Origin of the sequence: Caulobacter sp. 602-2 (assembly GCF_011043625.1) — a bacterium.
Lineage (GTDB): Bacteria > Pseudomonadota > Alphaproteobacteria > Caulobacterales > Caulobacteraceae > Caulobacter.
Window position 1 is genome coordinate 114,419 of sequence record NZ_JAAKGT010000007.1, and the last position, 12,614, is coordinate 127,032.

At 72.0% G+C, this 12,614-nt stretch carries 13 protein-coding genes, 1 tRNA gene and 1 pseudogene; 7 read left to right on the forward strand and 8 right to left on the reverse strand.

The genetic code is table 11. From position 1 onward, the window contains the following. Positions 1 to 1,212 (reverse strand): exopolysaccharide biosynthesis polyprenyl glycosylphosphotransferase, encoded by a 1,212-nt coding sequence (locus G5B46_RS15500; protein WP_346764939.1) that lies wholly within the window; start codon positions 1,210 to 1,212, stop codon positions 1 to 3. Between G5B46_RS15500 and G5B46_RS24475 the strand changes: the two are divergent. Then, positions 1,179 to 1,292, forward strand: a pseudogene (locus tag G5B46_RS24475) (IS5/IS1182 family transposase); the annotation flags it as partial. The gene G5B46_RS15500 and the pseudogene G5B46_RS24475 overlap by 34 nt on opposite strands. A gap of 297 nt (positions 1,293 to 1,589) precedes the next feature. Further along, positions 1,590 to 1,680 (forward strand) — tRNA-Ser (locus tag G5B46_RS15505). 120 nt (positions 1,681 to 1,800) lie between these two features. On the opposite strand, the gene G5B46_RS15510 is transcribed toward G5B46_RS15505, so the two are convergent. The 3 genes from G5B46_RS15510 to G5B46_RS15520 form a co-directional block, all read right to left on the reverse strand. Continuing rightward, positions 1,801 to 2,658: an ankyrin repeat domain-containing protein gene (locus G5B46_RS15510; protein WP_165260071.1), complete on the reverse strand. Its 858-nt coding sequence runs from the start codon at positions 2,656 to 2,658 to the stop codon at positions 1,801 to 1,803. Positions 2,659 to 2,702: 44 nt separating this feature from the next. Then, positions 2,703 to 3,641 carry an Mbeg1-like protein gene (locus tag G5B46_RS15515; RefSeq protein ID WP_165260073.1) on the reverse strand — a complete coding sequence of 313 codons (939 nt, stop codon included), beginning with the start codon at positions 3,639 to 3,641 and terminating at the stop codon, positions 2,703 to 2,705. A gap of 269 nt (positions 3,642 to 3,910) precedes the next feature. Continuing rightward, the gene (locus G5B46_RS15520; protein ID WP_165260075.1) at positions 3,911 to 4,615 is read right to left on the reverse strand and encodes a winged helix-turn-helix domain-containing protein; all 705 of its coding nucleotides are present in this window, start codon (positions 4,613 to 4,615) and stop codon (positions 3,911 to 3,913) included. 72 nt (positions 4,616 to 4,687) lie between these two features. Here G5B46_RS15520 and G5B46_RS15525 point away from each other — a divergent pair, with 72 nt between their 5' ends. Both G5B46_RS15525 and G5B46_RS15530 read left to right on the forward strand, forming a co-directional pair. Continuing rightward, positions 4,688 to 6,049 carry an MFS transporter gene (locus tag G5B46_RS15525; RefSeq protein WP_165260077.1) on the forward strand — a complete coding sequence of 454 codons (1,362 nt, stop codon included), beginning with the start codon at positions 4,688 to 4,690 and terminating at the stop codon, positions 6,047 to 6,049. A gap of 76 nt (positions 6,050 to 6,125) precedes the next feature. Further along, positions 6,126 to 6,377 (forward strand): hypothetical protein, encoded by a 252-nt coding sequence (locus G5B46_RS15530; protein WP_165260079.1) that lies wholly within the window; start codon positions 6,126 to 6,128, stop codon positions 6,375 to 6,377. Positions 6,378 to 6,400: 23 nt separating this feature from the next. Here the strand turns inward: G5B46_RS15530 and G5B46_RS15535 are convergent, their stop codons facing one another. Both G5B46_RS15535 and G5B46_RS15540 read right to left on the reverse strand, forming a co-directional pair. Then, positions 6,401 to 6,721, reverse strand: a complete 321-nt coding sequence (locus G5B46_RS15535) for a hypothetical protein (protein ID WP_165260081.1) — start codon at positions 6,719 to 6,721, stop codon at positions 6,401 to 6,403. A 30-nt stretch (positions 6,722 to 6,751) separates the two neighbouring features. After that, positions 6,752 to 7,891 carry a DNA/RNA non-specific endonuclease gene (locus tag G5B46_RS15540; protein ID WP_205691707.1) on the reverse strand — a complete coding sequence of 380 codons (1,140 nt, stop codon included), beginning with the start codon at positions 7,889 to 7,891 and terminating at the stop codon, positions 6,752 to 6,754. 156 nt (positions 7,892 to 8,047) lie between these two features. On the opposite strand from G5B46_RS15540, the gene G5B46_RS15545 reads away from it, so the two are divergent. From G5B46_RS15545 to G5B46_RS15555, 3 genes are all read left to right on the forward strand, one after another. Then, complete coding sequence (locus tag G5B46_RS15545; protein ID WP_165260083.1) at positions 8,048 to 9,778, forward strand: LysM domain-containing protein; 1,731 nt, start codon at positions 8,048 to 8,050, stop codon at positions 9,776 to 9,778. A gap of 196 nt (positions 9,779 to 9,974) precedes the next feature. After that, positions 9,975 to 10,562, forward strand: a complete 588-nt coding sequence (locus tag G5B46_RS15550) for a hypothetical protein (RefSeq protein ID WP_165260085.1) — start codon at positions 9,975 to 9,977, stop codon at positions 10,560 to 10,562. Then, positions 10,559 to 11,071 carry a hypothetical protein gene (locus G5B46_RS15555; RefSeq protein ID WP_165260087.1) on the forward strand — a complete coding sequence of 171 codons (513 nt, stop codon included), beginning with the start codon at positions 10,559 to 10,561 and terminating at the stop codon, positions 11,069 to 11,071. Before G5B46_RS15550 ends, G5B46_RS15555 begins: the two co-directional genes overlap by 4 nt. A gap of 185 nt (positions 11,072 to 11,256) precedes the next feature. On the opposite strand, the gene G5B46_RS15560 is transcribed toward G5B46_RS15555, so the two are convergent. Both G5B46_RS15560 and G5B46_RS15565 read right to left on the reverse strand, forming a co-directional pair. Next, positions 11,257 to 11,739, reverse strand: coding sequence for a hypothetical protein (locus G5B46_RS15560; RefSeq protein WP_165260089.1), 483 nt, complete (start codon positions 11,737 to 11,739; stop codon positions 11,257 to 11,259). Between the two features lie 70 nt (positions 11,740 to 11,809). Beyond that, a complete protein-coding gene (locus G5B46_RS15565; RefSeq protein ID WP_165260091.1) occupies positions 11,810 to 12,574 on the reverse strand; it encodes a DUF6683 family protein in 765 nt (254 codons plus the stop codon). Positions 12,575 to 12,614: the final 40 nt, after the last annotated feature.

Sequence of the window (12,614 nt, forward strand, 5' to 3'; positions counted from 1 at the left end):
TCAGCGCACGGCGGTCTTGTCGCCCAGCAGGCAGGGGACGGTCATCAGGATCACGTAGAGGTCCAGCCAGAACGACTGCCGCTCGATGTACTCGACGTCGTAGGCCACGCGCTGGCGCACCAGCTCGGGCGTGTCGACGGCCCCGCGCGAGCCCTTGATGGCCGCCCAACCGGTAACGCCGGGCTTCATGCGATGGCGATGGGCGTAGGTCGCCACCAGCTTGGCCGACTCCACGTCGCCGGTCATCATGCCGATGGCGTGGGGGCGCGGGCCGACGATCGACATCTCGCCCGACAGCACGTTGAACAGCTGCGGCAGCTCGTCGAGGCTGGTCCTGCGGATGAACTTGCCGACCCGCGTGACGCGGTCGTCGTCGGCGCTGATCTGGCGGGCGGCGCGGGCGTCGGCCATCTCGTGCCGCATCGAGCGGAACTTCCAGATCAGGATGGTCTCGTTGTTGAAGCCGTGGCGGCGCTGGCGGAAGAAGATCGGGCCGGGGCTGTCGAGCTTCACGGCCAGGGCCACGCCCAGCATGACCGGGGCGGCGAGGATCAGGCCGACGCCGGCGACCGCCAGGTCCTGGATTCGCTTGACCGTCGCCCGGCGGGCGTCGGTCGGGGCGCCCGACAGGTCGGCCAGATGCGACAGGGCCGCGTCGCGATCAGCGTCGCCGCCGACATCGACGATCATGCTGACGGGGTTGGGCAGTTCCGACAGCCGCTCCACCAGTTGGCCGACGCGGGCCTGGGCGGTGGATTCGACGGCGATCACCACGCGATCGACGAAGGGCATGATGCGGTGGTCGACCAGGGCCTTGGTGTCGCCCAGCACCGGCACGCCCAGTACGGCCTCGGGCGCGCGGGCGGCGCGGTCGTCGAACACGCCCAGCACATTGACCTCGCCGGTGCGCAGGGCCGCGGCGATCAGCCGCTCGGCGTTGGTGGTGGCGCCGACCAGCACGATGTTGGGGGTCAGCCTGCCGGTGCGGCGACCGTGACGGACCAGGACCCACCAGGTCGCGTGCAGCGCGACGAAGGCGGGCAGGGCGGTCAGCAGCCAGCGGGCGACGACGTGCTCGCCACGGGCCAGCGGCGTCAGCGCCACGGCCTGCACGGCGATGGCCGAGGCCCCGATGGCCGCGCCAACGCGCAGCAGGTGGCGGATCAGGGGCTCGCGATGGGCAAAGGCGTAGGCTTCCAGGCCATGCAGCACGACCAGCAGGACGGCCGCGCCCACCAGCGGGGCGACGAGGCCTCCATCGCGGGCCAGCCAGAGCGCCAGGGCGGCGGCGAGAATCGAATCGACGATGCGGAGGGCGCGAGTGAGGTTCTGGATCTGCACCCTGGCGCGAGCCGGGGTCAGCCGTTCCGGCCGGAACGGTCCGCGCCGGCTGCGTTCGGCGGCTGACGCATGGCTTGCGTCCGCGGGGCGGGCGAGGGCGGAACTCATGATCGCTCTTGGGCTTCTGCGCACGGGAGAACGGGGTTCAACCTAGCGTGGCCGTCTGAGCGTCGCGTTAACGCGATTTTCCTTCACGCCTCGATTGTCATTCGCGAGCGAACAGGCTATCGAACCGCTCCCTCTCAGGAGGAGACGTGGCCGAGAGGCTGAAGGCACCGCTTTGCTAAAGCGGCATACCTCAAAAGGGTATCGAGGGTTCGAATCCCTCCGTCTCCGCCATCCCCCTTTAAAATCAGATGTTTAGCCCTTGTTGGGCGGCCATTCGGCGCGCGTTTTGCGCGTCGTCGGCGACGCTGTCGGCGATGGAATCGCATCGCCTGCGAGTCGCGGGTGATTCCGTCAGCGCGGGCGCTTGTCGCCGCTCTCGGTCCAGAAGCGCCGCATCCGGTCGGCGACGTCGGCCGGCGGCGGATTTTTCCAGCCGGCGGCGCGGGCTTCGGGCGGCGGCCAGGCGCCGGTCAGCACCAGCCGGCGGGTCTCCTTGGCGTCGGGCGCGCCCGGAATGCGCCAGCCGGCGGCCTTCAGGCCGTCGAGCACGCGCGGGCGGGCCGCCTGCTCCTCGGGCTCGCCGGGACGCATGGGGCCGGACAGCACGGTTCCCACCGTCTCGCCGTTGCTTCCCACGGCCCAGGGATCGGCGCCCTTCTCCAGCAGCAGGTCGGCGATGCGGAAGTTCTGCTGCTCCACGGCCAGCCGCAGCGGCGTCGCGCCGGTGGCGTCGTGGTCGTTGATCCTGGCGCCATGCTGCAGGAGCAGCCGCACCGCGCCCAGCGAGTTGAGGCCGATCGCCGCCTTCAAGGGCCAGTAGGCCGCGCGCCGCTGCGGGCTGGCTCCGGCGGACAGCAGCTGCGTCGCCAATGCGGGGTCGGTGGCGCGCAGGGCCAGGCTCAGCGGAACGGCGTCGGCGGCGCCGTCGGGCGGGACGCCCAGATCGAGCAGGGCGCTCACCATCGGCTTGTCGCAGCGGGCGATGGCCAGGCTGAGCAGGTCGCCCCCCGGCCCGCCGCGCGTGGCCTTCAGGGCCGGATCGGCGCGCAGGCGGCGGCGCGCCTCGTCGACGTCGCCCTTCAGCACGGCGGCCATCAGGTCGCGTCCGGCCTGGCCGTGATCGGCGGCGGCCAAGGCCGAGCGGCTGTCGGGCAGGGCGGTTCCGCCCACGAAACACGAGGCGAGCGCGGCGTCCGTCATCATCACCATCGAAGCCGCCAGGGCGGCGATTGCTGCTGTGCGGGTCACGAGCCTCAGTTGGCCGCCGCGCGGTAGGCCGCGTCAAGGCTGGACGACAGCCAGGCCTGGCCGTGCAGGTCGCCCAGCGAGGCGTCGCCCGCCGACTGGCCTTCGGGCCCGACCGGCGCCAGCACGTGGCGTTCGCCATAGGCCGGCGGCGCGTCGGCCAGCAGGCCGCCCAGGATCGCGCCGGGGATGCCGCCCAGCAGGCCGCCCAGGCCCGCGCCCAGCCAGCGGTCGCCGCCGTCCTGCACGCGGCTCAAGGGATCGCCGTCCAGATAGTAGGCGTCGACCTGCGGGGCGGCCGCGCCGCCGGCCCGGGCCGCCTCCAGCGTGTCCTCGTGCAGGCCCGCGGCGTTGAAGGTGTCGGCCGACAGGCCCGAGGCCACCGCCGCCGCCGAGGCCAGGCCCCCGCCCAGCGAGTGGCCGGTCAGGGTGACGTCCTCGCCCGCGGTGCGCAGGCGTTCGCCGATCACCAGCGCCTTGTCGTAGTGGCCGGAGTCCAGCCCCAGGCCCTGCTGGAAGTTGTTACGCCAGTCCTCGGCGTTCTGGCTGCCGCGGAAGGCCACGACATAGTCGCCCTGGGCGTCGACATAGACCCGGGCGCGGAAGCTTGAGCCCGGCTCTTCCAGGTCGGTGGCGTCCAGGCCCAGGCGGGCCAGGTCGTCGGCGCTCGCCACCTCCCAGCCCGGCGGCGGGTTGGGCGTGTCGTTGTAGACGTCGGCGGCCAGGGCCATGTGCACCCGGGCTTCGGCCAGTTCCGCGGACTTGCCGCCGCCCGCCGCCGCGGCCGAGATCCGCACCTCGGCCTGGGCCGTGGTGGCGACCGCCGGCCGCGAGGCGGGCGCGTCCCATTCGGCCGCCACCCGGGCGTCGACGGCGACCCGCGCGCCGGCGCTGCTGTCGAAGCGCTCGCTCGTCGCGCTGATCCCCGATCCGCCATCGATGCGCATGGCCCTCTGTCCCTCGGCGTCTTCGTCAGGACCGCGATGCTGCGCGCGGCGGCGGGGAGGGGATAGTTGGGGAATTCCCTAGTGCGGTGGGGGCAGGATCTACGGCGCCCAACACCAAATCCCGTCATTCCCGCCCTTGTGGCGGGAACCCCTCTCTCGGCCGCAAGTACGGATGGGGCGGCGTGCTCAGCACGCTGCTTGCGCTGCCCTTGCGAGCGGAACCAGGGTTTCCCGCCACAAGGGCGGGAATGACGGGATGGAAAATGGCCTCAGGCTGCGACGCGGCCGTCGTCGTCCAGGCCGACGCCGAGCAGGCCGCGCAAGGCGATCACGCCCTCGGCCGTCAGCCGCACGGCCCGTCCCTTGGCCTCCAGCGCCAGCCAGCCCCGCTCGCGCATCGCCGCCAGCAGCTTCACGCCCAGCGGCCCGGCCAGGTGATGCCGGCGCTCGGTCCAGTCGAGGCACTGGCGGGCGACGCCGCGCGGGGAGGCGAGGGTGGCGACCTCGATCCCCAGTTCGCCGAACCAGGCCCGGCCCTCGTCCGTCACCGCATAGCGCTTGTCGTCGGCCGGCGTGAGCAGCCCGCGCTCCACCAGGGCGTCGGCGACCTTCACGCCCAGCCGTCCGGCCAGATGGCCATAGCAGCAGCGGGCGTCGCGCAGGGCGCGAGCCTTGGGCGAGCGCGGAACCTCCAGCGACCGCACCGGGGCCGCGATCGCCGACAGCGCCTCGATGGCGTGCGCCACTTCGGCCGAAGCCAGGCGATAATAGCGGTGGCGACCCTCGCGCTCGACGCTGAGCAGGCCGCCCTCGACCAGCCTGGAGAGGTGGTTGCTGGCCGCCTGGGCCGTGACGCCCGCCGCCCAGGCCAGGGCCCCGGCCGGCTGGGCGCGGCCGTCCTGCAGCGCCTGCAGCATGGCGGCGCGGACCGGATCGCCGATCAGGGCGGCGGGGCTGGCGATATTGGCGTCCATGGCGCCACTCTACCCCGATCGTCGCCGCAATGGTTCATCGACGCATGTAGCATCCGGCGGCGCGGACGGCGCATGACGAGGCCCATGAGCACCCAGCCCTCCCGCCTGCCGCTGATCACGGCCGCCGCCAGCTTCGGCTTCCTGGTCACCCAGCTGGACGTCACCATCGTCAATGTCGCCCTGGACGCGATCGGCGACGCGTTCGGCGCGCCCACCGCCCAGCTGCAGTGGGTGGTCGACGCCTATGTGCTGGCCCTGGCGGCCATGCTGCTGTCGGCCGGGGCGATCGGCGACCGGATCGGCCCCAAGCGGGCCCTCCTGGCGGGGCTGGTCCTGTTCGGCCTGGCCTCGGCGGCCTGCGGGTTCGCCACGGGGCCGCTGGGCCTGATCCTGGCCCGGGTCGCGCAGGGGGCGGCCGGGGCGCTGCTGATCCCGCCGTCCCTGGCCCTGATCGCCCACGCCGCCCATGGCGACGATCGCCGGCGCGCGGCCGCGGTCGGCTGGTGGACCGCCGCCGGCGGGGTGTCGATCGCCGCCGGACCGGTTCTGGGCGGCCTGCTGGTCGAGACCCTGGGCTGGCGCTGGGTGTTCTTCGTCAACCTGCCGCTCTGCGCGATCGGGGCGGTGCTGGCCCTGCTGGTCGCCCCGGCGACCCCGGCCAAGCCCAAGGTCCCGTTCGACCTGCCGGGGCAAGCCCTGGCGGTGGCCGCCGTCACCCTGCTGGTCGGCGGTCTGATCGAGGGCGGTCATCGCGGCTGGGGCGGCGCGCCATTGGCGGCCCTCGTCGCTGGCCTGATCTTGGCCTTGGCCTTCGTGGTGTTCGAGCGCCACGCCCGATATCCGGCCATGCCGCTCTCCGTCTTTCGCAGCCGCCCGGCCTGGAGCGCGGTGGTCGTCGGCTCGGCCCTGAACTTCACCTATTACGGCCTGATCTTCGTGCTCGGCCTCTACATGCTGCGCACCCTGCACTGGTCGCCGGGCAAGGCGGGGCTGGCCTTCCTGCCGCTGACGGCCACCTTCATCGTCTCCAACCTGGCCAGCGGATCCCTGGTCGGACGCTTCGGCGTCCGGGCCGTCACCAGCGGCGGGGTGCTGATCGCCGCCTGCGGCTACGCCCTGACCGCGCGGCTGGGACCGGCCAGCGGCGTACTCGACATGCTGCCGGGCTTTGCTTTGATCCCCGGCGGCATGGGGCTGGCCATTCCGGCCCTGACCAGCGGCCTGCTGGCCAATGTCGACCGCCACGACGCCGGCGCGGCCTCGGGCGTGCTCAACGCCTGCCGCCAGGTGGGCGGCGCGGCCGGGGTGGCGATCTTCGGAGCGCTGGCCGGGGCGGGGATCGCCACGGGCCTGCGGGCATCGGCGATCGTGGCGACGACGATGCTGGTCGCGGCGGCCGGCGTGCTGCTGGCGCCGGGGCGCAGGGGGCGTTGAAACGTCGCCATTTCCGAGAGATCGTGAGCCGGCGTCCGGGTCCTTCGGAACGGGCGACACAGGGGGAGGCGGGTAGATGGGACGCGCAGGCGCTACCGGGCAGATCATCGCCAGCGGCCTGCTTCTGCTGCTGGCGATCTTCTATCTGCCGCTGTCTATGTCGCTGGGTCTAGACCGGACGCTCTACCAGATCCTGTTGATCGGCTTTGGCTTGGCGTTCCTGGTCTTCTTCAAGGGATGGCGGCGTTGGCCCGTGGGCGTGTGTTGTCTCGCCGCGGTCGCTATCGGCGTTCACGGCACGATCGTCACTCCGGTCATGCCGTACTGACGCAGTGGGCCAAGAGTGGCGCCTTACGCCGCCGCGTAGTCGTACTTCAGGTCGAACGCGCCGTCCGACTTCAGCGAGAACACCGCCTTCGACCACGGCTCGTGGGCGCTCGATGCGGTCAGGCGGTGCAGGTTGCGCAGCGCCTTCGACACCGAATAGTCCAGCTTGCGCACGTCCAGGTCGGCCACGCCGCCGGCGGCCTTGGTGTAGTCGCCCGTCAGGCCCACCGAGCCGTCGATGACGTCGATGTTCAGGCGGATCTCCGACCAGGGCTCGGCCACGCTGCCGGCCAGGGCCTGGCCGACGTGGCGGTAGATGCCTTCGGGGCTGTCGATGTCGGCCATGGAATCCTCCGGGAGGCGTGGACGCCAAATCTAGTCGTTGAAGAAGGTGCGGGTCGAGGGCTTGCCGTCGATGACGTACTCCACCCTGAACGCGTCGGGCCGCTTGGAGGCGCCCTCGAACACCGCCTTGATGTCGACGTCGACCTGCTTGCCCTCCTTCAGGGCGGCGGCCCACTCGTTCTCCATCACCTTCCAGCCGCTCTTGTTCAGCGTGCCGTCCATGGCGTGGTAGTTTATCTGCTCGCCGGGGCCGTTGAAGATCGCCGCGATCAGGTGGCCGCCCTCGTCGCCGTCGACCCCGTCCTTGATCCCGCCTTCCTGGCCCGCCTTGGTCTGCTGGTAGCCGTTGCGGTCGGCGTGCTTCAGGTCGAGCGTGCCGGTCACCTGCTCGACGCGGCCGCTGGCGTCGGTGGAATAGGTGTAGCGGCCGCTGACCACATAGTCGGTGTTGGGCGCCAGTTCGCCGTTCAGCTTGGCGTTCCAGCCGCCCTTGGCGCCTTGCTCCAGCTCGACGCGGGGGCGCACCGACAGGGCTTCGTCCAGCTTGCGGCTGGCGGTTTCCAGTGTCTGGCGGGCGCTGTCGGGCAGCTTGTCCAGCGGCAGGGCGTCGATCGCGCCCTTCAGCTTTTCCAGCGCCGGCTTGGCGGCGGCGGCGAAGGCGCTGTCGACCTTGGCGAGGTCCGCGGCCTTGCTCACCGTCTCGGCCCACTTGCCGAGCTTGCCCAGCTTGGCCGCGTCGCCGATGTAGGGAACCATGCTGACGGCCGACAGGCCCGCGCCGAGGAAGTCGCCGCGGAACAGCGAGATCACCCCGTTGACGCCGTCCGAGATCGGCGTCGGGTCGAACAGGCCCGCCACGTCCAGCGCCATCTGGCCAAGGTCGAGGATCAGCTCCTGCTTCTGGGCGGCCGTGGCCGCGTCCATGTCGTCGGCCAGGCGCTTCTGGTCGGCGGGCGACAGGTCGGCCTCGATCTGCGCGCGCAGGCTCTGGGCCTTGGCCGGATCGGACTTGGCGATCTCGGAAAGCTGGCCGGCCAGTTCGCTGGTGTTCAGCTGGCCGCCGGTGCGGCTGGCCGCCAGCAGGCCGGAAGCCTCGGTGGAGACGCTGGCGGCGCTGGATGCGGCGCGACTGGAGGCCCCGATGGACTCGGCTGCGTTCAGACCGGACATGAAAGCCTCCGTTGCGCCTCGACTGGCGCGACGATGGCTGGGGGCAGGGGGCGTCGATAGCTGGGAGCGTCCCTAGCTAGGGATAACCCTAGTTATGCCGCCGGGGCCCGGGGACTAGCGTCTTCCCCAGGAAAGCGTCCGTACCAGGAGTGCCCGATGACCGCCGTGTCCCTCAACACCCAGTCATCCGTCTCAGGCTCCGGCGGTGGGCGCTCCGGCGACTATGTCGTCAAGAGCGGCGACACCCTGTCGGCCATCGCCGATCAGCACGGCGTTTCGCTGGACGCGCTGATCCGCGCCAATCCGCAGATCACCAATCCCAACGTCATCCGGCCCGGCCAGGAGATCGCGCTGCCGGCCGGCGCGGCGGCCGAGCCGCGCAGCTACACCGTCGCGGCGGGCGACAATCTCTCCAGCATCGGCGCCGAGTTCGGCGTCTCCTGGCAGGCGATCGCCCAGGCCAACCGGCTGTCGAACCCCAACCTGATCAATGTCGGCCAGGACCTGCTGATCCCCGGCGGAGGCGCTGCGGCGCGGCCGGCGCCGGCCACGACCGACGCGGTCCCGACTTCGCCCTCCACGAACGGCCAGGCCACGGGCGTGCTGCCCTCGACCCAGGGCATGAGCCAGGGCCAGAAGTACGAGCTCTATGCGGGCTACGTGAACGCTTACGGCGACGCCCAGGCCAAGGCCGACCTCGCCGCCGGCAAGCAGGTGATCCTGGGGCTGCGCACCGAGACCAGCCTGAACGCCAACGGCGGCAAGGGCGCCTATGACGACCGGATCGTGGTTCTGCAGAAGGGCGGCGAGGTCCGCGAGTTCGCCGCCAACACCGAGCCCTCGGCCCAGTACGACGGCCGCTATGGCTCCGACTTCAACGGCGACGGCCGCAAGGAGCTGGGCCGCATCGCCGAGGGCACGGTCACCTTCCAGAAGAGCACGAGCTCCAGCCTCGGAAACGTGCTGCGCCCGACCGAAAGCCACGCCATCCAGCGCGACACCAACCACGACGGCCGCATCGACGACAGCGACGCCAAGGGCAAGGGCGTCAGCACCGACAACTCGTTCCTCTTCCACGCCGGCGGCAATTCCAACACCGGCTCGGCCGGCTGCCAGACGCTGAAGCCCGGCGACTTCCAGGCGTTCTGGAACGGCCTGGGTGGCCAGAAGGCCTTCAACTACGTGCTCGTGAACGTCGACAGGCAGGGGCCGCCCGGCGGCGCGACCACCACGACGCAGACGCAAGGTTCGAGCGACGCCCGCATCGGCGCCCTGTCCGAGCAGTACGAGACCGGCGGGCGCGGCCCGGGCACGGTGTCGAGCGGCGCGGGCGACCCCGGCGGCGTCTCGTACGGCACCTATCAGCTGGCGGGCAATCGCGGCCGGCCCCAGCAGTTCCTGGCCGCCGAGGGCCGCCAGTGGGCCGCCGAGTTCGGCGGCGCCTCGCCGGGCTCGGCCAGCTTCACCGCCACCTGGAAGGCCATCGCCGCCCGCGAGCCGGAAAAGTTCGAGGCCGCCCAGCACGACTACATCCAGCGCACCCACTACCAGGTGCAGCTCGACACGGTCAGCAGCGCCACGGGCCTGGACCTGTCGACCCGCTCGGCGGCGATCCGCGACGTGGTCTGGTCCACCTCGGTGCAGCACGGTCCGGAGACCGGCGCCATCGTCAAGGCGATGGCCAGGGTGGAAGGGCAGGGGCTGTCGCCCGCCGACGGCCAAGCCTACGACCGCGCCCTGATCAACGCGATCTACGACGAGCGCGGCAAGCGCAACGACGCGGGCCAGCTGGCCTATTTCACCAGCGCCTCGGCCGCCGTGCAGGTCTCGGTCGCCAACCGCTTCGCCAGCGAACGCCAGGACGCCCTGGCCATGCTGGGCCGATGAGAACCGCCGCGGCGGGCCGGCGTTGAACAGAGAGACGCGAAGGCTCGCCCCGGATCACCCGACGATGAAGTTTGCTCCCCCAACCCTCATCGCCCTCGCGCTGGCCGTTGCCGGTTGTGAGCGACCGGCGGCGGCCGATCCCCCCCTACCCATGGCCGCCGCCGGCACCGCACAGGGACCTGCGGGCAAGTATGTGATGAGCGGACAGCGCCGGGGCGTGCTGACCCTGACCCCCAAGGGCGATCTCTGGCGCGTCAGCCTGTCGGGCGGCGCGCTTTCCGACGGCGCGGCGACCGCCGCCGACTGCGAGCTCGAGGCCGAGGGGCCTTTGAGGAGCGGCCGCATCGAGGCCAGGGTCGTGCCCTTCGAAGGAACGAACATCAGCCTCGGCGCGGCCGACCTGGCGGCCCGCCCGGCCACGGCGCAGGTGATCCTCGATGCGGAGACGGCGAGCGTGAGCACCGACTTCCAGGGTTGCGGCGTCGGCGCCGACCTTTCCGGCCGCTATGTGCGCCAGGCGCCGGGCGCGATCTCGGAAGGCGACAGCGTCGCCGACCTGTCGTCGGCTCTGCCGGATGCGCAACTGACCATCCTGGACGGCTATCCCTGGGCCCGGTTCGCGATCGAGCGTGGCGGCAAGCGCCTGGTCGTCGTGCAGTTCGACGGCGAGAACGAGGAACTGGCCGACGGCCGCAACAGCCAGCGCGCGATCGGCGCTAAGGTCGGTTGGAGCGCGCTGAAGCCGGCCCTGCGGGTCGTCAAGGTCGAGGGGGGCGCGTCATGATCCGTCCCGTCGAGCGCGCCTCGGGCGCCGACCTCTCCACCTGGACGCCGTCGACCACGGCCGCGCGGGCCGGAGTCGCGCGGCTGGCGATCGAGGCGATGGCCACCGTCGCCGGCGCGGCCCTGGTGGATCCGCTGCGCGGCGGCGATCGCGGCCAGGCCGCCGCCTTCGTCTGGGCCGAGCACGGCCAGTCGAGCATGGCCCAGGTGGGCGCGGACCTGCGGATCCTGGCGGCCCAGAGCGGCCAGTCGGTGGCCGGCCGGCTGTCGGCCACCTCGCCGGTCGACGCCGGCCGCATCGAGCGGGTGCTGGCCGACTTCGCCCGCGAACTGCGCGCCCAGGCCGCGGACAAGCCGCACCTGACGCCCTCGGCAATCGTCGAGCCGCTGCTGCGCTCGGTCGCCGCCGGCCTGCAGCGCGAGCCGGCCCCAGGCGCGGCGCGCTCGGACGTCGTCGAGCAGTTCGTGCGGATCATCGACGGCGCCACCGCCGAACTGAGGGCGGTCTAGGGGGGCGGATCACCATCTCCGACCAACCACATTGTCATCCCGGCCGCAGCGAAGCGGAGCGCCGGGATCTCCTACGGTTCCGATACTGCAGGTGTGGGAGATCCCGGCGCTGCGGACCGCTGGCGCGTTCCTCCGGCCGGGATGACACGCGTTGGGGCGGGGGCCCTCTAGCCCTGCGCTCTTTGTCAGGACCCGCCGTCGTCGACGCGGGTCAGGTTGGCCAGGGCGGCGGCGGGGCGATCGAGCTTGTTGTGCACCGCCAGGGTAACGTCCATCCAGGCCTGGCCGCGCATCTGGCTCCACCACTCGTCGTGGACGGCGGCCTGGAAGTCGCCGTTGACCCGCTCCGAGCGGGTCTCGACCACGGGATCAGCCACAGTGTCGGCCGTATCTTCCACCACGCCTACGGTGTCGTCGACCACGCCGCCGACGCCGTCGAGCAGGCCGCCCAGCCCCTTGGCCAGCAGCGCGCCTTCCAGGGCGCCGCGCTGGGCGGGCGGCAGGCCCTCCAGCGCTTGGGCGGTCTGGGCGGGACCGGCGGCGGCGAAGGCCGCGGCGTCCACCTCGCCGGTGCGCGTGAAGCGGTCGACGGCCTCGTCCAGGCGTCCGGCGCGCGGCGCGGGGCCCGCGGCGGCGCGGGCGGCGGCGGAAGGGTCTTGCACGATCATGGCCGGGGCCTCCTGAAGTGCAGCCTGCGCCGGGCCGTTCGCCGCCGCTATTGGGGTTTTCCCCAGTCCGTCAGCGGACGAAGCCGGCTTCGGTCAGCTTCAGCTGCCGCAGGTCGATGCTCATCTCGTTGCGGAAGCGCGCCACGGCGGCCTCCGACAGTTGGCGGCTGAGCGTGGTGTTCTTCCTGGCGTTGGCGTCGGAGAAGGCCGAGCCCTGGGCCACGAAGTTCAGCATGAACACCTCGGCCATCTCCTGCTTGCCGGCGTCGTCGAGGCGGGCGAAGGCGGGGTTGGAGCCCAGCGCCTGGGCGACCTGGCCGCGCACCCCCTGCACCTGGGCGCGGTTGGCGAAGGGCACGTTGTTGGCGATCTGCCAGTTCTGCACCCAGTAGGCGGTCATGGCGTCGGCCACGTCGCCGCGCCGCAGGCCGTCGACCGCGACGTGCTTTTCCCAGGCGCCCAGCAGGTCCTTCTGCTGCACGGCCTGGCGCAGGCGGTCGCCGTTGGTCGGATCACGCTTGGCCACGAAGTCGGCGAACTGGCCGCGCACGCGGCTGGAGACCGCGGGCGAGGGGCGGTAGCGGGTGTTGGCCGCCGCGGCGCCGCGCTGGGCCGACAGGCTGGCGCCGGGCGCGGGCCTGGCGGCGGTGGAGCGGGTGCGTCCGCCGCGCTGGACCGTCGATCCCAGCACGTTGTTCATCTGGCCCACCGACATCATCGACGAGCCGAAGTCCATGTACTGGGTGCCGATGCTGGAGAAGTCCTGCGCCGCGGCCGGCAGGCCGATCATCAGGGCGGCGGCGGCGCTGAGCGCGGGAACGAGACGGCGGGTCATCCGGTGTGCTCCACTGTTTTTCCAACCCTGACGTGCAATA

What these genes read in the sequence shown, in the direction of transcription:
- G5B46_RS15510 (WP_165260071.1), bottom strand. Translation starts at nt 2,658, where the DNA reads ATGGTGATGATGACGGACGCCGCGCTCGCCTCGTGTTTCGTGGGCGGA.
- G5B46_RS15515 (WP_165260073.1), bottom strand. Translation starts at nt 3,641, where the DNA reads ATGCGCATCGATGGCGGATCGGGGATCAGCGCGACGAGCGAGCGCTTC.
- G5B46_RS15520 (WP_165260075.1), bottom strand. Translation starts at nt 4,615, where the DNA reads ATGGACGCCAATATCGCCAGCCCCGCCGCCCTGATCGGCGATCCGGTC.
- G5B46_RS15525 (WP_165260077.1), top strand. Translation starts at nt 4,688, where the DNA reads ATGACGAGGCCCATGAGCACCCAGCCCTCCCGCCTGCCGCTGATCACG.
- G5B46_RS15530 (WP_165260079.1), top strand. Translation starts at nt 6,126, where the DNA reads ATGGGACGCGCAGGCGCTACCGGGCAGATCATCGCCAGCGGCCTGCTT.
- G5B46_RS15535 (WP_165260081.1), bottom strand. Translation starts at nt 6,721, where the DNA reads ATGGCCGACATCGACAGCCCCGAAGGCATCTACCGCCACGTCGGCCAG.
- G5B46_RS15540 (WP_205691707.1), bottom strand. Translation starts at nt 7,891, where the DNA reads ATGTCCGGTCTGAACGCAGCCGAGTCCATCGGGGCCTCCAGTCGCGCC.
- G5B46_RS15545 (WP_165260083.1), top strand. Translation starts at nt 8,048, where the DNA reads ATGACCGCCGTGTCCCTCAACACCCAGTCATCCGTCTCAGGCTCCGGC.
- G5B46_RS15550 (WP_165260085.1), top strand. Translation starts at nt 9,975, where the DNA reads ATGAGCGGACAGCGCCGGGGCGTGCTGACCCTGACCCCCAAGGGCGAT.
- G5B46_RS15555 (WP_165260087.1), top strand. Translation starts at nt 10,559, where the DNA reads ATGATCCGTCCCGTCGAGCGCGCCTCGGGCGCCGACCTCTCCACCTGG.
- G5B46_RS15560 (WP_165260089.1), bottom strand. Translation starts at nt 11,739, where the DNA reads ATGATCGTGCAAGACCCTTCCGCCGCCGCCCGCGCCGCCGCGGGCCCC.
- G5B46_RS15565 (WP_165260091.1), bottom strand. Translation starts at nt 12,574, where the DNA reads ATGACCCGCCGTCTCGTTCCCGCGCTCAGCGCCGCCGCCGCCCTGATG.